This window comes from Neoroseomonas soli (assembly GCF_018129065.1).
GTDB lineage: Bacteria > Pseudomonadota > Alphaproteobacteria > Acetobacterales > Acetobacteraceae > Neoroseomonas > Neoroseomonas soli.
Map to the genome: position 1 here is coordinate 48,497 of NZ_JAAEDM010000011.1, position 17,186 is coordinate 65,682.

Annotated in this window: 16 protein-coding genes; 6 read left to right on the forward strand and 10 right to left on the reverse strand. The window is 70.1% G+C overall.

All coding sequences use genetic code 11. The features are described from left to right. The first annotated feature begins 1 nt into the window (after position 1). Positions 2-2,134 (forward strand): alpha-ketoacid dehydrogenase subunit alpha/beta, encoded by a 2,133-nt coding sequence (locus GXW76_RS06580; protein WP_211861198.1) that lies wholly within the window; start codon positions 2-4, stop codon positions 2,132-2,134. After that, positions 2,131-2,952, forward strand: a complete 822-nt coding sequence (locus GXW76_RS26130) for a shikimate dehydrogenase family protein (RefSeq protein ID WP_338150902.1) — start codon at positions 2,131-2,133, stop codon at positions 2,950-2,952. The genes GXW76_RS06580 and GXW76_RS26130 overlap by 4 nt, the downstream gene beginning before the upstream one ends. Here the strand turns inward: GXW76_RS26130 and GXW76_RS06590 are convergent, their stop codons facing one another. The 7 genes from GXW76_RS06590 to GXW76_RS06620 all read right to left on the reverse strand — a co-directional run bounded on the left by GXW76_RS06590 (position 2,953) and on the right by GXW76_RS06620 (position 10,547). Further along, positions 2,953-3,921: a Bug family tripartite tricarboxylate transporter substrate binding protein gene (locus GXW76_RS06590; protein WP_211861199.1), complete on the reverse strand. Its 969-nt coding sequence runs from the start codon at positions 3,919-3,921 to the stop codon at positions 2,953-2,955. A gap of 102 nt (positions 3,922-4,023) precedes the next feature. Then, positions 4,024-5,004 (reverse strand): Bug family tripartite tricarboxylate transporter substrate binding protein, encoded by a 981-nt coding sequence (locus GXW76_RS06595; RefSeq protein ID WP_211861200.1) that lies wholly within the window; start codon positions 5,002-5,004, stop codon positions 4,024-4,026. A gap of 66 nt (positions 5,005-5,070) precedes the next feature. After that, positions 5,071-6,138: a sn-glycerol-3-phosphate ABC transporter ATP-binding protein UgpC gene (gene ugpC / locus GXW76_RS06600; RefSeq protein WP_211861201.1), complete on the reverse strand. Its 1,068-nt coding sequence runs from the start codon at positions 6,136-6,138 to the stop codon at positions 5,071-5,073. A gap of 4 nt (positions 6,139-6,142) precedes the next feature. Next, on the reverse strand, positions 6,143-7,039 hold the full coding sequence (ugpE, locus tag GXW76_RS06605; protein WP_211861202.1) for a sn-glycerol-3-phosphate ABC transporter permease UgpE: 897 nt from the start codon (positions 7,037-7,039) through the stop codon (positions 6,143-6,145). Beyond that, positions 7,039-7,920: a sn-glycerol-3-phosphate ABC transporter permease UgpA gene (gene ugpA, locus GXW76_RS06610; RefSeq protein WP_211861203.1), complete on the reverse strand. Its 882-nt coding sequence runs from the start codon at positions 7,918-7,920 to the stop codon at positions 7,039-7,041. Before ugpA ends, ugpE begins: the two co-directional genes overlap by 1 nt. Positions 7,921-7,948: 28 nt before the next feature. Further along, positions 7,949-9,298 (reverse strand): sn-glycerol-3-phosphate ABC transporter substrate-binding protein UgpB, encoded by a 1,350-nt coding sequence (gene ugpB, locus GXW76_RS06615; protein ID WP_211861204.1) that lies wholly within the window; start codon positions 9,296-9,298, stop codon positions 7,949-7,951. Between the two features lie 73 nt (positions 9,299-9,371). Next, on the reverse strand, positions 9,372-10,547 hold the full coding sequence (locus GXW76_RS06620; protein ID WP_211861205.1) for a diaminopropionate ammonia-lyase: 1,176 nt from the start codon (positions 10,545-10,547) through the stop codon (positions 9,372-9,374). Between the two features lie 65 nt (positions 10,548-10,612). Here GXW76_RS06620 and denD point away from each other — a divergent pair, with 65 nt between their 5' ends. Together denD and GXW76_RS06630 are read left to right on the forward strand one after the other, a co-directional pair. Next, the gene (gene denD, locus GXW76_RS06625) at positions 10,613-11,596 is read left to right on the forward strand and encodes a D-erythronate dehydrogenase (protein WP_211861206.1); all 984 of its coding nucleotides are present in this window, start codon (positions 10,613-10,615) and stop codon (positions 11,594-11,596) included. Positions 11,597-11,599: 3 nt separating this feature from the next. Beyond that, positions 11,600-12,109, forward strand: coding sequence for a TIGR00645 family protein (locus GXW76_RS06630; RefSeq protein WP_211861207.1), 510 nt, complete (start codon positions 11,600-11,602; stop codon positions 12,107-12,109). A gap of 3 nt (positions 12,110-12,112) precedes the next feature. On the opposite strand, the gene GXW76_RS06635 is transcribed toward GXW76_RS06630, so the two are convergent. Continuing rightward, a complete protein-coding gene (locus GXW76_RS06635) occupies positions 12,113-12,559 on the reverse strand; it encodes an acyl-CoA thioesterase (RefSeq protein ID WP_211861208.1) in 447 nt (148 codons plus the stop codon). 121 nt (positions 12,560-12,680) lie between these two features. Here GXW76_RS06635 and GXW76_RS06640 point away from each other — a divergent pair, with 121 nt between their 5' ends. Beyond that, positions 12,681-13,649, forward strand: coding sequence for a Bug family tripartite tricarboxylate transporter substrate binding protein (locus GXW76_RS06640; protein ID WP_211861209.1), 969 nt, complete (start codon positions 12,681-12,683; stop codon positions 13,647-13,649). A gap of 66 nt (positions 13,650-13,715) precedes the next feature. Next, on the forward strand, positions 13,716-14,684 hold the full coding sequence (locus GXW76_RS06645) for a Bug family tripartite tricarboxylate transporter substrate binding protein (protein WP_211861210.1): 969 nt from the start codon (positions 13,716-13,718) through the stop codon (positions 14,682-14,684). A gap of 154 nt (positions 14,685-14,838) precedes the next feature. Here GXW76_RS06645 and GXW76_RS06650 read toward each other — a convergent pair whose 3' ends face one another. Next, entirely contained in the window at positions 14,839-16,017 is a 1,179-nt protein-coding gene (locus GXW76_RS06650; RefSeq protein WP_211861211.1) for a M20 family metallopeptidase, read from the reverse strand. A gap of 170 nt (positions 16,018-16,187) precedes the next feature. After that, a complete protein-coding gene (locus GXW76_RS06655; RefSeq protein ID WP_211861212.1) occupies positions 16,188-17,159 on the reverse strand; it encodes a tripartite tricarboxylate transporter substrate binding protein in 972 nt (323 codons plus the stop codon). Positions 17,160-17,186 lie beyond the last annotated feature (27 nt).

Genomic DNA, 17,186 nt, shown 5'->3' on the forward strand with positions numbered 1-17,186 from the left:
CATGCCGCAGACCACACCGCTCCAGCCTTCCGCCCCCTGCGTCCGGCTGACGACCACGGATGCGGACTGGGATGCGCTTTCGCCCGACGAAGCCCGCGCCCTCTGGTGGTCCATGCAGGCCATCCGTTCCTTCGAGGAAGCGGTGCTGCGGCTGGCGGGCGAGACGCTGGTGCATGGGCCGGCGCATTCTTCCATCGGCCAGGAAGGTGGCGCGACAGGTGCGATCTTCGCGCTGAAGCCGGGCGACCAGATCAACGGCAGCCATCGCGGGCATCACCAGTTCCTCGCCAAGGCGCTGCGGCATGTCGGCGCGGCGGATGCGGTGACGCCGAAAGCGCGCGGCGTGCTGCGCCAGGCGCTGGCGGAAATCATGGGCCTGTCGCCGGGCTGGTCGGGCGGGCGTGGCGGGTCGATGCACCTGCGCTGGGCGGAAGCGGGCTGCCTCGGCACCAATGCCATCGTCGGTGGTGGCGTGCCGCTCGCGGCCGGTGCCGCGGCAGCGATGAAGTTCGCGGGCACGGACAATGTCGCCGTGACCTTTCTCGGCGACGGGGCGACGAATATCGGCGCAGCGCTGGAGACGATGAACCTCTCCGCGGCCTGGTCGCTGCCGATGGTGTTCTTCATCGAGAACAACGGCTACGCGGTCTCCACCACCGTCGCGGAAAGCACGCGCGAACCGCGCCTCGCCGCACGCGGCATGGGCTTCGGCATCCCGTCCTGGCAGGTGGATGGGATGGACCCGCTGGCGGTGAAGCTCGCGATGGAGCAGGCGGTCGCGCTGTGCCGCGAAGGCAAGGGTCCGGCGTTGATCGAGGCGGAATGCTACCGCTTCTTCCACCAGAACGGCCCCCTGCCCGGTTCCGCCTTCGGCTACCGCTCGAAGGAGGAGGAAGCCGTCTGGCGCGCGCGCGACCCGATCGCCGCGCTGGGCAAGCGCCTGCCGCAGTCCGAGACGACGCGCATGCGCGCCGGGATCGAGGCCGCGATGGCCGAGATCGTCGCCGATTTCACCGAACCCGCCGGCAATGCCCGCCGCATCCGTCCCGCGCTGTGGCCCGATCCGGCGACGAAGGACCAGCACATCCGCGGCGACCTGTCGGAACTCCGCGGCGCGCGCACGGAATTCCGCGGCAGCATCGTGACGCGGAAATTCATCGACTGCGTGTCGGAGGTCATGCACCGCCGCATGTCCACCGATCCGCGCATCATCGTCATGGGCGAGGACGTGCACCGTCTGCGCGGCGGCACCAACGGCGCCACGCGCGGGCTGACGGAGGCCTTTCCCGGCCGCATCCTGGGCACGCCGATCGCCGAGGCCGCCTTCATGGGCCTCGCCGGCGGCATGGCGATGGACGGCCGCTTCCGCCCGGTCGTCGAGTTCATGTACCCGGATTTCCTCTGGGTCGCGGCGGACCAGGTGTTCAACCAGGCGGCCAAGGCACGGCACATGTTCGGCGGCACGGCCAAGGCGCCGCTCGTCCTGCGCACCAAGGTCGCGATCGGCACCGGCTACGGCAGCCAGCATTCGATGGACCCGGCCGGCATCTTCGCCACCGCGCCGGGATGGCGCATCGTCGCGCCCGCCACGCCCTACGACTACGTCGGACTGATGAACGCCGCGCTGGCCTGCGACGATCCGGTGCTCGTGCTGGAACATGTCGCGCTCTACCAGAGCGAGGGCGAGGCGCCGGAAGGCGACTGGGACTACGTCATCCCGATCGGCTCCGCGAAGACCGTGCGGCGCGGAAGCGCGGTGACGGTCGCGACCTATCTCAACATGGTTGGGCAAACCGTCGCAGCGGCGGAAGCGACGGGCGTGGATGCGGAAGTGATCGACCTCCGCACGCTGGACCGCGCCGGCCTCGACTGGGCGATGGTCGAAGCGAGCGTGAAGCGCACCGGCGCGCTGATCGTGGTGGAGGAAGGCGCGCAGGGCCCCTCCTGGGGCGGCTGGTTTGCCGATGCGGCGCAGCGGCGGCTGTTCGACTGGCTCGATGCGCCGGTCGCGCGCGTCACCGGCGGCGAGGCCAGCCCGACCATCTCCAAGGTGCTGGAACACGCCGCGCGCGCGACGCAGGTGGATGTCGAAGCCGCCCTCCTCGCGATGAAGCGCGACCGGGGGCGGCGGTGAACGCGCCTCGCGCCGCGCAGTCGCGCGCCTCCATCTCCGGCGCGACGGCGATCACGGCGATCCTCGCCCATCCCGTCGCGCATGTGCGCACGCCGCAGATGATGAACACCCATTACGACGCGCTCGGCCACGATGGCGTGCTGGTGCCGCTGCACGTGCTGCCGGAGGACCTGGCGACCGTGCTCGACGGGCTGCGCCGGATGCGGAACCTGCGCGGCTTCATCGTGACGGTGCCGCACAAGGAAGCGATCGTCGCGTTCTGCGATACGCTGACCGACGCGGCCCGCGAAGTCGGCGCGGTGAACGTCGTCCGGCGCGAGGCCGATGGCCGGCTCACCGGCGGGCAGTTCGACGGCGAGGGATTCATCGCCGGGCTGCGCGACGCCGGGCATGAGGTCGCCGGCCGCGCGGTGGTCATGGCGGGTGCGGGCGGCGCCGGGGCGGGCCTTGCCTTCGCCTTCGCCCGGCACGGCGCCGCACGGCTGACCATCCACAACCGCACCATGGCGAAGGCGGAGCAGCTCGCCGCGCGGGTGCGCGCCGCCTACCCCGCCTGCGACGCGCGCGCGGGCAGCGCCGATCCCTCGGGCCATGACATCGTGGCGAACGCGACCTCCCTCGGCATGAAGGACGGCGATGCGCTGCCGCTCGACGTCACGCGCCTCGCCCCGCCGATGCTGGCGGCGGAGGTCATCATGACGCCGGAGGTGACGCCCTTCCTGGCCGAAGCCACGAAGCGCGGCTGCGCGACCCATGGCGGCAAGCCGATGCTCGCCGCCCAGATCCCGCTGCTCGCGCGCTTCATGGGCGCCGGCTGATCAGTCGATGCGGATCCCCGCCTCGCGGATGATGCCTTCCCACTTCGCGCGCTCGGAAACCATCCAGGCGGCGGCGCGGGCGGGCGAGCTGTCGGGCTCGAGGCGCATGGCGAGTTCGGCGAGGCGCGCCTGCGTGGCGCGTTCCGCGGCCACCTTGCCGAAGGCCTGCGCGATCGTGTCCACCACCGGCGCGGGCGTGCCCGAGGGCGCCAGCACCATGTGCCAGGTATAGGCTTCGAGGCCCGGGAACCCGGCCTCGGCCGTGGTCGGCACGTCCGGCAGTTGCGGCAGGCGCTGGCTGTCCATCACCGCGAGCGCGCGCGTCTCCCCGCGCTGCACGAAGGGCAGCGTGGAGGTGGCGACGTCCACGATGAGGGGAATGGTGCCGTTCAGCACGTCCGGCATCGCCGCCGCGGTGCCGCGGTAGGGCACGTGGTTGGCGCGCACCCCGGCGCGGCGGAGCAGCAGTTCGGCCGCGAGGTGCAGGGCGCCGCCATTGCCGCTGCTGGCGTAGTCGTGCTGGCCCGGCTCCTTGCGCAGCTTCTCGACCAGTTCCTGCAGCGTCCGGACCGGGAAGTCCTTGTTCACCGTGATCACCATCGGGATCACGCCGACCAGGGTGACGGGGGTGAAGTCCGCCACCGGGTCGAAGGGCAGGCGCGGGAAGAGCGCCCCCAGCACCGAATGCGCGACCGTGGTGTAGAGCAGCGTCTGCCCGTCCTTCGGCGCCTTGGCGACGGCATCGGTGCCGACCACCACGCCGGCGCCGGTGCGGTTCTCGACGATCACGCGCTGCGGCAGGGCCTTGGAGAGTTCCTCGGCGAAGAGGCGCGCGGGAATGTCGGTCGGGCCGCCGGCGGCGAAGGGCACCACCAGGCGGACCGGCTGGGTCGGCCAGGACTGGGCGCGTGCGGCAACGGGGGCAAGGGCCGCGGCGGCGCCGAAGCCCAGCAGGTGACGACGGTTCATGAGGCTATCTCCAGAAGGCCGGACGCATGAACGATGCGTCCGCCCCCGTCAATTGCCGTCCACCGCGCCGTTACATCGCTACCGTAACTTTCCTGCGACCCGTCATCCGTTCGCGGTGATATTCGCGCTGCGGATGATCGGCTCCCACTTGGCGATCTCGGCGTCGAGGAACGCCTTGGCGCTGGCCGGCGTGCTGTCGGCGACGACGTTCATCGTCAGTTCCTGCAGCCGGGCCTTCACCGCATCGGGTGCCAGCGCGCGGTTGGTGGCGGCGTTGATCGCCTGCACGATCGGCGCCGGGGTGCCGGACGGGACCAGCAGCATGTGCCAGGTATAGGCGACGAAGTTGCGCACGCCCTGCTCGTGGAAGGTCGGCACGTTCGGCGCCGCCGGGGAACGCCGCATGTCGGTGATGCCGATCGGCCGCAACTCGCCGCGCGCGAGGTAGGGCAGCGCGCCGGCCGCCACATCCATGATGATGGGAATGCGGCCCGAGAGGACGTCCGGCATCGCCGCGCTGGACCCGCGATAGGGCACGTGGTTCACGCGCAGCCCCCCGGCCTCGTGCCAGAAGAGCTCGGTCGCGAGGTGCACCGCGCCGCCATTGCCGGACGATGCGTAGTCGTACTTGCCCGGATTGGCGCGCAGCAGCGCGATGAGTTCCTGCGCGTTGCTCACCCCGAGCGAGGGATGCACCATCAGGATCATCGGGATCTGCCCGCAGAGCGCGACCGGCGTGAAATCCGCGATCGGGTCGAAGGGCAGGCGCGGGAAGAGCGCGCGCAGCACCGCATGGGCGATGGTGCTGTAGAGGAAGGTGCTGCCGTCCTTCGGCGACTTGGCGACGACCTCGGTGCCGATCACCACGCCGGAGCCGGTGCGGTTCTCGACCACGACGCGGTGGGGCAGCGCGTCGCTCATGCGGTCGGCGATCAGGCGGCCGACGACATCGGTCGGGCCGCCGGCGGCGAAGGGGATCACCATGCGGCTCGGCTGGGTCGGCCAGGCGGGAGCCTGCGCGCGGGCGACGAGGGGCGCGACCATGCCGGCAGCGCCGAGGCCCAGGATGTTACGACGATTCATGGCAAGGCTTCTCCCGATTGCTTGCCCGCAATCTGGGAGGTCGGCCCCGCGCCCGTCAATGGGCGCTCAGGCGGGATCGAGGCGCCGGCCGCCCTCCGCGTCGAAGACGTGCAGCGCCGGAAGTTCCGGCGCGACGCGCAGCCCTTCGCCCGGCACGCCGCCGGGCAGGCGCGCCGTCAGCGCGGTGCCGTCGGGCAGCCTTCCATGCACCACGGTCTCGGAGCCCATGGGCTCGGCGAGTTCGATCGCCAGGGGCAGGCCGTCGGCGCCATCGGCCAGCAGGTGCTCGGGGCGGATGCCGAGGGTCACGGCGCGTCCGTCCCCACCCGGTCGTGCGCCGTCGGTGAAGCGCCACACCGCGCCGCCGGCCAGCCGCGCCGCCGCGCCGCCCTCGGTCAGCGTGGCGGGCAGGAAGTTCATCGCCGGGCTGCCGATGAAGGAAGCGACATAGGTGTCGGCCGGGCGCGACCAGACCTCCATCGGCGTGCCGATCTGCGCGGCGCGGCCTTCGTGCATCACGACCAGCCGGTCACCGAGCGTCATCGCCTCCACCTGGTCATGGGTGACGAAGAGCGAGGTGACGGAAAGCCGCTTCTGCAACCGGCGGATCTCCGCGCGCATCTGCACGCGCAGCTTGGCGTCGAGGTTCGACAGCGGTTCGTCGAACAGGAACAGCTTGGGGTGGCGCACGATGGCGCGGCCCATGGCGACGCGCTGGCGCTGCCCGCCCGAGAGTTGCCGCGGCTTGCGTTCGAGAAGCTGGCCGATGGAGAGCAGGTCCGCCGCTTCCTGCACGCGGGCGCGGATCTCCGCCTTGGGCAGGCCGCGGATCTTCAGGCCATAGGCCATGTTGTCGAAGACCGACATGTGCGGATAGAGCGCGTAGGTCTGGAACACCATGGCGATGTCGCGGTCGGCCGGTTCCAGCGGCGTGACGTCGCGACCCTCGATCAGCACCTTGCCGCCGGTCGGCGTTTCCAGCCCCGCGACGATGCGCAGCAGGGTGGACTTGCCGCAGCCCGAGGCGCCGACGATCACCACCATCTCCCCGTCGGCCACGGCAAGGTCGATGCCGTGCAGCACCTTCGTCGCGCCGAAGGACTTGGTCACGCCCTGGATGTCGAGGCTCGCCACGCGGCTACTTCTCCGTCTCGGTCAGGCCCTTGATGAACCAGCGCTGCATCAGCACCACGACGGCAACCGGCGGCAGCAGGGCGAAGACCGCCGTGGTCATGATGAGGTTCCACTCGTTCTGCGTGTCGCCGATGCCGATCATTTTGGTCAGGCCGACGATGATGGTTTCGAGGTCGCGGTTCGACACCATCAGCAGCGGCCAGAGGTACTGGTTCCAGCCATAGATGAACAGGATGACGAAGAGCGCGGCGATGTTGGTCGCGGACAGCGGCAGCACCACGTCCTTGAAGAAGCGCAGTGGCCCGGCGCCGTCCACCTTGGCGGCTTCCACGTATTCGTCGGGGATGGTCAGGAAGAACTGGCGGAACAGCAGCGTCGCGGTGGCCGAGGCGATCAGCGGCAGCGTCAGCCCCGTCATGGTGTCGATCAGCGACAGGTCCGTCATCACCTGGAAGGTCGGGATGATGCGGACCTCGACCGGCAGCATCAGGGTGATGAAGATCATCCAGAAGAAGACCATGCGGAAGGGGAAGGCGAAGAACACCACCGCGAAGGCCGAGAGCAGCGAGATGGCGATCTTCCCGACCGCGATCAGCATCGCCATGATGAAGCTGTTGAGCAGCATGGTGCCGGCCGGCACGGCGAAGGTGTTGCGGCCGCCGCCGCCCTCGGACCACGCCCTGGTGTAGTTGCGCAGCGCCTCGCCCCCCGGCAGCAGCGGCACCTCGCCGCGGCCGATCGTGTCGGTGTCGTGGGTGGAACCGACCAGGGTGATCCAGATCGGCAGCGCGAAGACGGCGACGCCAAGGATCAGGGCGAGGTGCGTCAGGAAGCGTTCCCGCGCCTTGCGGCGGCGGGATGCGGCGGCCAGCGCCTCGACATCGATGGTCGCGCCCGACATCAGTAATGCACCCGCCGTTCGATGAAGCGGAACTGGATCGCGGTCAATGCGATGACGATGGCCATGAGCACCGCGCTCTGCGCGGCAGAGGAACCGAAGTTCAGGTTCTGCACCCCGTCCACATAGACCTTGTAGATCAGCGTCTCGGTCGCATTGCCGGGACCCCCGCGCGTCAGCGCGTGGATGACGCCGAAGGTGTCGAAGAAGGCATAGACGAGGTTCACCACCAGCAGGAAGAAGGCGGTCGGCGAGAGCAGCGGGAAGACCACCGTCCAGAAGCGCCGCATCGGCCGCGCGCCGTCGATGGCCGCGGCCTCCAGCACCGAGGTCGGGATGGATTGCAGCCCGGCGAGGAAGAAGATGAAGTTGTAGGAGACCTGCTTCCACGCCGCCGCGACGATCACCATCGCCATCGCCTGCCCCCCGTTCACCCGGTAGTCCCAGTCGATGCCGATGGCGGAGAAACCACGCCCGACGAGCCCGATCGAGGGATGGAAGATGAACAGCCAGAGCACCGCGGCGAGCGCCGGCGCCACCGCATAGGGCCAGACCAGCAGCGTCTTGTAGAGGCCCGATCCGCGGATCTGCTTGTCCGCCTGCACCGCGAGGAACAGCGCCGAGCCGAGCGCCAGCGCCGCGACCGAGGTCGAGAAGACGACCGTGTTCCAGGCGGCGTTGAGGTAGATCGCGTCGGTGAAGAGGTCGAGGAAGTTCTCGAAGGCGACGAATTCGGTCCGCAGGCCGAAGGCGTCCTCCCGCTGCATCGACTGCCAGACCGTCATGCCGGCGGGCCAGAAGAAGAAGACCAGCGTCACCGCCATCTGCGGCAGCAACAGCAGGTAGGGCAGCACGGCGCCACGGAAGATGACCTTCTTTCTCACGGTATCCTCCGCGGCGCCGGGCCTGTCATCAGCCGCGGTTCGCGCGCTCGAAGTTGCGCAGCACGACGTTGCCGCGCGTGGTCGCGTTGGCCAGCGCCTGCTGGGCGTTCTGCTGGCCCTGGAAGGCGCGCTCGAACTCCTCCTCCATGATGGTGCGGATCTCGACGAAGCCGCCGAGGCGGATGCCGCGGCTGTTGTCGGTCAGCGTGCCGCCGCCGCGCAGGAGCTGCTCGATGGGCACGTCCGCGCCCGGGTTGTCGCGATAGAAGCCCTTCTCCCGCGCAATGGCGTAGGAGGCGCGGCGCACCGGGACATAGCCCGTGTCCATGTGCCACTGCGCGTCGACCTCGGGCTGGCTGAGATACTTGAAGAACTCCGCCACGCCCTGGAACTCGTCGCGCGAGCGCCCGCCACCCGCGGCCGGGCCCTTGTTCATCACCCACAGGCTGGCGCCGCCGATGATGCTGTTGATCGGCGCGTTCGGCGTGCCCTGGTAGTAGGGCAGCATGGCGACGCCCCAGCCGAAGCGCGCCTCCCGCTGCACCCGCGCGCGGAACCCGGAGGAGGTGAACATGATCGCCGCCTCGCCGTTCGGGAAGGCGGGCTCGCCGGCGTTGTTGCGGCCGCCGTAGCGGAACAGGCCGTCCTTCTGCCAGTCCACCAGCGCCTGCATGTGGCGCTGCACCAGCGGGTTGTTGATCTGCAATTCGGTGCCGAGGCCGCCGAAGCCGTTCGCCAGGGTGGCGAGCGGGATGTCGTGGATGGCCGAGAAGTTCTCGATCTGCGCCCAGGTGAGCCAGGCGGTGCTCATCGGCACGGCTGTGCCGCCGCCGGCCTTCAGCTTGGGCAGGATCTCGGCCACGCCCTGCCAGGTTTCGGGGAACTTGTCGGGATCGACTCCGGCGCGGCGGAAGGCATCCTTGTTGTACCAGACGATGGTGGTCGAGCTGTTGAACGGCATCGACATCATCCGCCCGTCCGACAGGCTGTAGTAGCCGCGGACGCCGGGCAGGTAGTCGTTGAAGTCGATCTGCACGCCCGTCTCGGCCAGCAGCTCGTGCACCGGCTTCACCGCGCGGCCGGCGCCCATCATGGTGCCGGTGCCGACCTCGAACATCTGCACGACATGCGGGGCGTTGTTGGCGCGGAAGGCGGCGATGGCGGCGACCATCGTCTCGGGGTAGGACCCGCGGAAGGTCGGCACGACCTTGTAGCGGGTCTGCGTGGCGTTGAAGTCGGTGGCGCGCTTCTCGAGCATGCCGCCGAGCGGCTGGGCGAGGCCATGCCAGAACTGGATCTCGATCGGCTGGGTCTGGCCGATCGCAGGTGCGGCGACGCCGAGGGACATCGCCCCGGTCAGCAATGTACGGCGGTGCATCAGCTCGTCCTCTCCCGTTGTGGCGACGCGGCGAGTTAGCCGCCCGCCTTTGCAGGGAGATTACAGATCGGCGTCACGGAGATGAAGGGGCATGTCCCACAAGTTTTGTGTAAACCTCCACATCGGTGGCGCCCTCGGTGCCGAAAAGCAGCACGCGGCTCGATTCATCCAGGCCGAGGGCCGCCCGCGCGAAGGGCTCGCGCGCGGCCAGCAGCAGGGCAGCGAGGCCCGCCACCGCGCTTTCCCCAGCCACGACCGCCGGCTTGCGGGCGGCCAGCGCCTTCATGCTCTCCACCGCAGTTTCGTCCGGCACCGCCATGAAGGCGAAGGCGCCGCGCTCCAGTTCCTGCCACGCGAGCAATGACGGCTCGCCGCAGGCCAGGCCGGCCATCAGCGTGTCGAGGTCGCCCGGAACCGTGGTCGGCTGCCCGGCCTCGGCGCTCGCGAGCAGGCAGGCGGCCTTGTCGGGTTCGACCACCACCACCTTCACCGAGCCGCCGAAGCGCGCGCGCATCTGCACCGAGACCGCCGCCGCCACCCCGCCGACGCCGCCCTGGATGAAGACATGCGTCGGCGCCTGGCCGATCTGGTCCGCGGCTTCCTCGGCCATGACGCGGTAGCCCTGCATCACGTCGCGCGGGACTTCCGTATAGCCGGCATAGGAGGTGTCGGAGACGACGAACCACTTGTTCGCCTCGGCCTGCTTCTGCGCCTCCCGCACCGCATCGTCGTAATTGCCGGGGACGACGCGGATTTCCGCACCCCATTTGGCAATCGCATCGCGGCGGCCCTGGCTGACGTGCTCGTGCACGAAGATGACGCAGGCCGCGCCGAATCGCTGCGCGCCCCAGGCGACGGAGCGGCCGTGGTTGCCGTCGGTCGCGCAGCAGACGGTCACGCTGCGCGTGGCATCCTTGTGCTTCCCTTCCATCAGCTCCGCGGCCGTGGCGGCATTGGCCACGCCCCGCCGGGCAAGTTCGGCCTGCAGCAGCCGCATGACGGCGAAGGCCCCGCCCAGCGCCTTGAAGGAGCCGAGGCCGAAGCGCCCGCCCTCGTCCTTGTAATGGACGGAGCCCACCCGCGCCGCGGCGGCGGCATCCGGCAAGTCGACCAGCGGGGTCGGCGCATAGCCGGGCCAGGAGGAGATCTCCTCCTTCGCGCGGCGGAAGCCGCCATCGGGCAGGACGACGACGCCGGGCGTGCCGTGGTGGCGGTTGACGAGGAAGCGGAAGGGTGCGGTCGGGATCATGGCGGGCGGATATTGCGCCGGCGCGCGCCGCGCGCCAAACCGGGAGCGGATTCGGAGGGGACGGCATGCAGATCACGATCCTGGGCGGCGGCGGGTTCCTCGGCCGCAAGCTCGCGGCGCGACTGGCGAAGGACGGCACGCTGGGCGGCCGGCCCATCACCGGGCTGACGCTGTTCGACCTGGCGGCGCCGAAGCCCCTGCCCGCCCCCTTCCCCCTGCGCTGCCTGGGCGGGGACGTGGCCGACCCGGCCGCGCTCGCCGCCGCCATCCCGCCGGGCACGGGGGTGGTCTTCCACCTTGCCGCCGTGGTCAGCGCGGCGGCGGAGGCCGACTACGACCTCGGCATGAAGGTGAACATCCACGGCACGCTGGCGGTGCTTCAGGCCTGCCGGGCGCTGGGGACGAAGCCGCGGGTGGTCTTCACCTCCTCCGTCGCCTCCTTCGGCGGCGGGCAGGAGGCGGTGGTGCCGGATGACGGGCGCCAGGTGCCGACCAATTCCTACGGCGCGCAGAAGGCGATCGGCGAATTGCTGCTCCAGGATGCGAGCCGCAAGGGTTTCCTCGACGCGGTGAACATCCGCCTGCCGACGGTCATGGTCCGGCCGGGACGACCGAACAAGGCGGCGTCCTCCTTCGTCTCGGCCATCATCCGGGAACCCTTGCTGGGGCTGTCCACGGACTGCCCGGTGCCGCCGGAATTCGCGGTGTGGATCTGCTCCCCGCGCAGCACCGTCGAATGGTTCCTGCACGCGGCGACGATGGACACCGCGCCGCTCGGCCTCGACCGCGGGATCAATCCGCCGGGGCGCAGCGCGACCGTCGCCAAGCTGCTGGAGGCGCTGGAGGCGGTCGCCGGTCGCACCGCGCGCGACAAGGTCGGCTTCGCCTTCGACAAGGAAGTCTTCGACATCGTCGTCGGCTGGCCGGGATCCTTCGAGGCCAAGCGCGCCCGGCGCCTCGGCTTCCCCGAGCAGGAACCGCTCGCGGACCTGGTGCGGGCGTTCATCGAGGACGACCTCGAGGCGACGAAGGCGGACAGGGGCCTCTGAGCGATGGAGCGGCTCATCGAGCGGGTCATCGCGGTCAGCCGCTGGGCGCTGGTGCCCTTCTACCTCGGGCTCGTGGTCGCGCTCGGCACGCTGTTCGTCGCCTTCCTGCGCGAGCTGTGGTCCGCGGTGAGCAACGCCACGAGCTACAGCGAGCACCAGGCGATCGTGAAGGTCCTCTCGATGGTGGACCTGACCCTGATGGCGGGGCTGGTGGTCGTGGTGCTGTTCTCGGGCTACGAGAACCTCGTCTCGCGCCTCGACCAGGCGGGCGAGCGCACCTGGCCGGAATGGATGACGCAGGTGGATTTCGGCGGGCTGAAGAAGAAGCTCTTCGCCGCCATGGCCGCGATCTCGGGCGTGACGATGCTGAAGGCGCTGATGAAGCTCGAGGATACGGTCAGCGAGTCGCAGCTCTTCTGGCTGGTGGTGATCAACCTCGTCTTCCTGGCCGGCTACCTGCTCATGGCCCTGGCGGATTGGTTCGCCGCCCGGGCCAAGCAGATGGCGGACTGAGCGTCACACCTCGGCCACCGCGCCGTCGCGCTCGGCCATCAGGCGGCGCATCGCGTCGGGGATCTCGGCCTTCTTCCCCGTGGCATTGTCCACCACGACGCAGAGCGCGCGCGCCGAGCACAGCAGCCCGTCGCGCCACATGCCGTACTGGTGGACGAAGGACGAACGGCGGAAGGACGCCGTGCGCGCCGTCAGCAGCACCTTGTCCTGGAAATGGCCGGGGCGGTGGTACTTCACCTCCAGCGAGCCCACCACCGGGCCCGGCGCGTCGGGGGCGAAGGTGCCGCCGGCGCCGAGCCACCAGGCGATTCGCATGTCCTCGAACAGCGTCAGGTAGGCGGCGTGATTGACGTGGGCGTAGATGTCGCATTCCGCCCAGCGGATGGTGTGTTCCTGCCAGAGGGCCCATTGGCCCTCGACCTCGAAGCCTTCGCGCAGTGTCGCGTCCATGGTGCCGTCCCTGCCGTGTGTGGGGCGGATTGTGCGGCGTGCCGGCGCCCGGGGAAAGCCGGCGCTTGATCGGCGGGCGAACAGCGGCGAGGCTTCCCGCAACGACATACGGGGAAGCGCCATGATCTCTCGCCGTCACCTGCCGCTGGCCGGGCTCGGCCTCTCGCTGCCATTCATCCGTCCGGCGCAGGCCGCGTGGCCGGCGGATCGGCCGATCGAGGTCATCGTCCCCTTCCCGCCCGGTGGCGGCGTCGATGCCGTCGGGCGCTTCGCCACGCACCAGATCACGCCGCGCCTGCCCGGCGTGCGCTTCGTCGTCAGCAACCGGCCGGGCGCCTCGGGGCAACTGGGCATGGAGGCGATCTTCAACGCCGCGCCGGACGGCTACACGATCGGGGCGATCGGCAGCCTGAATGTCTCGACCCTGCCGCTGGAGCGGCCGGTGCGCTGGAAGGCGGAGGAATACACCTACATCGCCAATATCGTGGACGATGCCTGCGGGCTCTGGGTGCTGGCGAATTCGCCGCTGCGCTCGCTCGGCGACCTCGTGGCGGCGCTGAAGCGGAACCCGGAAAGCCTTTCGGTCGGCAGCGCGGCTGGCGTCGGCTCGGACGACCACCTGGTGCTGCTGGGGCTCGAGGAGAAGGCGGATATCCGCGCCCTGCACGCGCCCTTCAACGGCACGGCGCAGGTGCAGCGGGACCTGCTCGGCGGTTCGGTCAACGTCGCCTCCTTCAACATGAGCGAGGGCATCGTGCTGATGCGGGAAGGCAAGATCCGCTGCCTCGGGCAGGCATCGCCCGCGCGCTGGTCCGCGGCGCCCGACGTGCCGACCTTCCGCGAGCAAGGCTTCGACGTGGTGATCGGGTCCGCCCGCGGCATCGTCGCCCCGCCCGGCTTCCCGCCCGAAGCCGCGCGCGCCATGGAGGCCGCCTTCGCCGCGACCTTCGCCGACCCGAACTTCGTCCGCGACGCCGAGCGCGTCTCGCTGCCGCTACGCCCGCTGGTCGGCCGAGAGTATCGCGACATGGTCCTGGCCGAAGGCGAGACCGTGCGCGCCATGTTCGCACGGCGGCCCTGGCGGCGCTGAAAACCTTGCGGCGACGTTCGCGCGCCGCCTAGCCTTCCCCCCAACGAATCTGGGAGGAACCACCTCATGACCACGCGTCGCGCCCTGCTTGCCGGGGCGGGGGTGCTTGCTGCGCCCGTCCCGCTCCGCGCACAGGCCGTCTGGCCCGCCGACAAGCCGGTGGAGATCATCGTTCCCTTCCCTGCCGGCGGCGGCGTGGACGTGATGACGCGGCTGGTCATGCCGCTGGTCGCGGCGCAGATCCCGGGCTTCCGGCCAGTGGTGGTGAACCGCACGGGTGCGGCGGGACAGATCGGGCTCGAGGCGACCTTCAACTCGCCCGCCGACGGCTACGTGCTGGGTGCGACGACGATCCCGGCGCACAACGCCATCCCGCTCGAGCGCCAGGTGCGCTACCGGGCGATGGACTTCACCTTCCTCTGCAACATCGTCGAGGATGCGAACTGCTTCTACGTGCGCGCCGACAGCCCGTTCCGCTCGTTGCAGGACGTGGTGAACGCGGCGAAGGCGCGGCCGGGGCAGATCACCTACGGCACCACGGGCATCGGCAGCGACGACCACCTGTTCATGCTGGCCTTCGAGGCCGCGGCCGGGCTGCAACCGCTGGTCCATGTGCCCTTCGCGGGCGCGGCGCCGCTGATCCCGCAACTGCTCGGCGGCAACATGGACCTCGCGGCGATCAACGTGAACGACGCGATCCAGCTGAAGCGGGAGGGGAAGCTGCGCATCCTCGCCCAGGCCGCCGCGCGGCGGCAGCCGGAAGCGGGCGACGTGCCGACGTTCCGCGAACTCGGTTTCGACGTCATCGCCGGCGCGAGCCGCGGCATCGTCGCTCCGCCCGGGATGCCGGCGCCGGTGGTCGCGCGGCTGGAAGCGGCCTTCCGCAACGCGATCAACGACGAGGGCTTCCGGCGCGAAGCCGAACGCCAATTCATGCCGCTGCGGCCGTTGATCGGGTCGGACTACAAGGCCTTCGCGCAGCAGGTGGATGACAACCTGAAGCGGCTTTGGCAGGTGAGACCCTGGAGGGGCTGAAGCGGAGGGGGAAGGAGAACCTTCCCCCGCGCCCCATGGCTTCGCTTTGTCACTTGGGAGCCGACTTCTGAGATAGTCTCGGCCTCCCGGAGAAGCCACGTCAGGGAGAAGGTGGAGGAGGTCCGGGGGAGAAGTTCCGTCCTCCCCGCCTTCCTCAAAGCCCCGTCTGCTCCAGCCGCAGGATCGCGCGCGCCATCGCCTGCGCCCGCGGCACGAAGCTCTCCACTTCCAGGTATTCCTCCGGGCTGTGGGCCTTGCCGCCCACGGGGCCGACGGCGCAGAGCGTCGGCGCGCCCAGGGCCGCCGTGAAGCCGGAATCGGCGCAGCCGCCGGTGAACTCGCCTTCCACCTTCAGCCCGCTGTCCGCCGCCGCCGCCTGATAGACCTTGAAGACGCGATCCGAGGCGGGCGTGGGATTGAGCGGCAGGAACTCCCCCTTGACCGTCAGCGCGGCCTTGGTGCCGGGCACGTAGGCGCGCGCGACGATGTCGTGGATCCTGCCCATGATCTCGTCGCGGTCGGCGGGCTCGACATAGCGCAGGTCGATCTGGAACTGGCAGTTCGGCGCGGTGGTGTTCACCGACTGGCCGCCCTGGATCAGGCCGACATTCAGCGTGATGCCGCGCTTGAGGTCGGTCAGCGCGTGGATGGCGACGATCTTGTGCGCGGCCTCCCCGATGGCGCTGATGCCGGCCTCGAAATTGCCGCCCGAATGCGCGGCCTTGCCCTCGATGTCCACGACGGAGAAGACGCCGCCCTTGCGCGCCTTCACCACATTGCCGGAGGCGCGGCCCGGCTCGCTGTTGAAGACGACGCGGGCGTTCTTCGCCTCGGCCTCGATGACGGGGCGGCCTTCGGGGCTGCCGATCTCCTCGTCGCCGGTGAAGAGCCCGACGAGCGGGCCCGGCGCGCCGCCGAACTTCCGGAAGGCGGCGAGGACGAACATGTTCATCACGATGCCGGCCTTCATGTCCGCGACGCCGGGGCCGTAGGCGATGCCGTTCTCGATGCGGAAGGGGCGGCGCTCCGGTTCGCCCTTCGGGAAGACCGTGTCGCGATGGCCCATCAGCACGATGTTGCTGCGCTGGTTGCCGGTGCCGAGGGAATGGCCGCCCTCGACGATGCCGCGGATGCAGTCGCCGTGCTTCTGCTGCGGCAGCGTTTCGGTCGCGATGCCGTGGGATTCGAGGAAGCGCTTCACCTGGGCGCCGGTGCGGTCCACGCCCGGCTTGTCGTAGGAACCGCCGTCGGTGTTCACCATCTCGGCCAGTTCGGCGAGCATCGCGTCCTTCTGCGATGCCAGCCAGGCGGTGATCTGCGCTTCGGTGCTCATGCGGGTTCTCCTTGCCGGCCGGAAGGTCGCATTCAATGCGGCGCGCGCAAAGAGGGCGGGTGAGGAGAACCTCCCCCTTCATTGTCGTTTGGAGACCGACCTCCGAAGTCAGTCCCCAAGTGACAAAGAAGGTTGGGGGGTGCGGGGGGAAGTTCCCGTCCCCCTGCCCTTCACTCGATCTTCCCCAGCGCCCGCACCACCCGCACGAGCCGCGCCGCATCCTCGTTATAGAAGCGCAGGAACGCCTCCCCGTCACGATGGTCCAGGGTATTGCCGCTCGCCGCCATGGCCCGGCGGAATTCGGCGTCCTGTGCGGCCTGTCGCGATGCGTCGCGGATGCGCGCGATGACCGGCGCCGGCGTGCCGGTGGGCGCGAAGAGGCCGACCCAGATGTAGAACTCGCAGTCGGGGAAGCCCTTCTCGATCAGCGTCGGCACATCCTCGAAGCCCGCGAGCCGCGTGCGGCCCCAGGTGGCCAGCGGGCGCAGCGCGCCGCTGCGGATATGCGGCGCGATCGGTCCCGGACCTGACGCCAGGCACTGCACCTGGCCGCCGAGCAGCGCCGTCAGCGCCGGCCCGCCCCCCTGGAAGGGCACGTGCAGCATGTCGAGCCCCGCCGCCTGGCTGAGCTGCGCCATCGGCACGTGCAGCGCCGAGTAATTGCCCGCGGAGGAATACGACACCTGCCCCGGCCGCGCCTTCACGTCGGCGATGAACTGCTCGAGCGTGCGGATCGGGCTCGACGCGGGCACGACGAGCACGGTCGGATCGGCGGAGAACAGCGCGATCGGCGTCAGCATCTCCGGCGCATAGGTCGGCTCCCGGCCGTTCACGCGCGCCGCTTCCGGCAGCAGCGCCATGGAGGAGAGCGCCATCAGCAGCGTATAGCCATCCGGCGTCGCCCGCGCGGCATAGGCGTTGCCGATGGCGCCAGCGGCGCCGCCGCGGTTCACGATGGGCACGGCAACGCGCCAGATGCGCTCCAGCGCCGCGGCGACGGGCCGCGCCACCACATCGGCCTGCCCGCCCGGCGGGAAGGCGACGACCATGGTGACGGGGCGCGCGGGAAATGCCTCCTGCGCCTTGGCCCCGCGCGCAAGGGCAGCCGCGGCGGCTGAGCCGATCAGGACGCGACGCTTCATTCTTGTTTCCTCCCGGTTGGTGTCGTT

Bases quoted from the DNA above. Each gene is read 5' to 3' on its own strand.
- GXW76_RS06580 (WP_211861198.1), top strand. From the start codon at position 2: ATGCCGCAGACCACACCGCTCCAGCCTTCCGCCCCCTGCGTCCGGCTG.
- GXW76_RS06590 (WP_211861199.1), bottom strand. From the start codon at position 3,921: ATGAACCGTCGTCACCTGCTGGGCTTCGGCGCCGCCGCGGCCCTTGCC.
- GXW76_RS06595 (WP_211861200.1), bottom strand. From the start codon at position 5,004: ATGAATCGTCGTAACATCCTGGGCCTCGGCGCTGCCGGCATGGTCGCG.
- ugpE (WP_211861202.1), bottom strand. From the start codon at position 7,039: ATGTCGGGCGCGACCATCGATGTCGAGGCGCTGGCCGCCGCATCCCGC.
- ugpB (WP_211861204.1), bottom strand. From the start codon at position 9,298: ATGCACCGCCGTACATTGCTGACCGGGGCGATGTCCCTCGGCGTCGCC.
- GXW76_RS06620 (WP_211861205.1), bottom strand. From the start codon at position 10,547: ATGATCCCGACCGCACCCTTCCGCTTCCTCGTCAACCGCCACCACGGC.
- denD (WP_211861206.1), top strand. From the start codon at position 10,613: ATGCAGATCACGATCCTGGGCGGCGGCGGGTTCCTCGGCCGCAAGCTC.
- GXW76_RS06630 (WP_211861207.1), top strand. From the start codon at position 11,600: ATGGAGCGGCTCATCGAGCGGGTCATCGCGGTCAGCCGCTGGGCGCTG.
- GXW76_RS06635 (WP_211861208.1), bottom strand. From the start codon at position 12,559: ATGGACGCGACACTGCGCGAAGGCTTCGAGGTCGAGGGCCAATGGGCC.
- GXW76_RS06640 (WP_211861209.1), top strand. From the start codon at position 12,681: ATGATCTCTCGCCGTCACCTGCCGCTGGCCGGGCTCGGCCTCTCGCTG.
- GXW76_RS06645 (WP_211861210.1), top strand. From the start codon at position 13,716: ATGACCACGCGTCGCGCCCTGCTTGCCGGGGCGGGGGTGCTTGCTGCG.
- GXW76_RS06650 (WP_211861211.1), bottom strand. From the start codon at position 16,017: ATGAGCACCGAAGCGCAGATCACCGCCTGGCTGGCATCGCAGAAGGAC.
- GXW76_RS06655 (WP_211861212.1), bottom strand. From the start codon at position 17,159: ATGAAGCGTCGCGTCCTGATCGGCTCAGCCGCCGCGGCTGCCCTTGCG.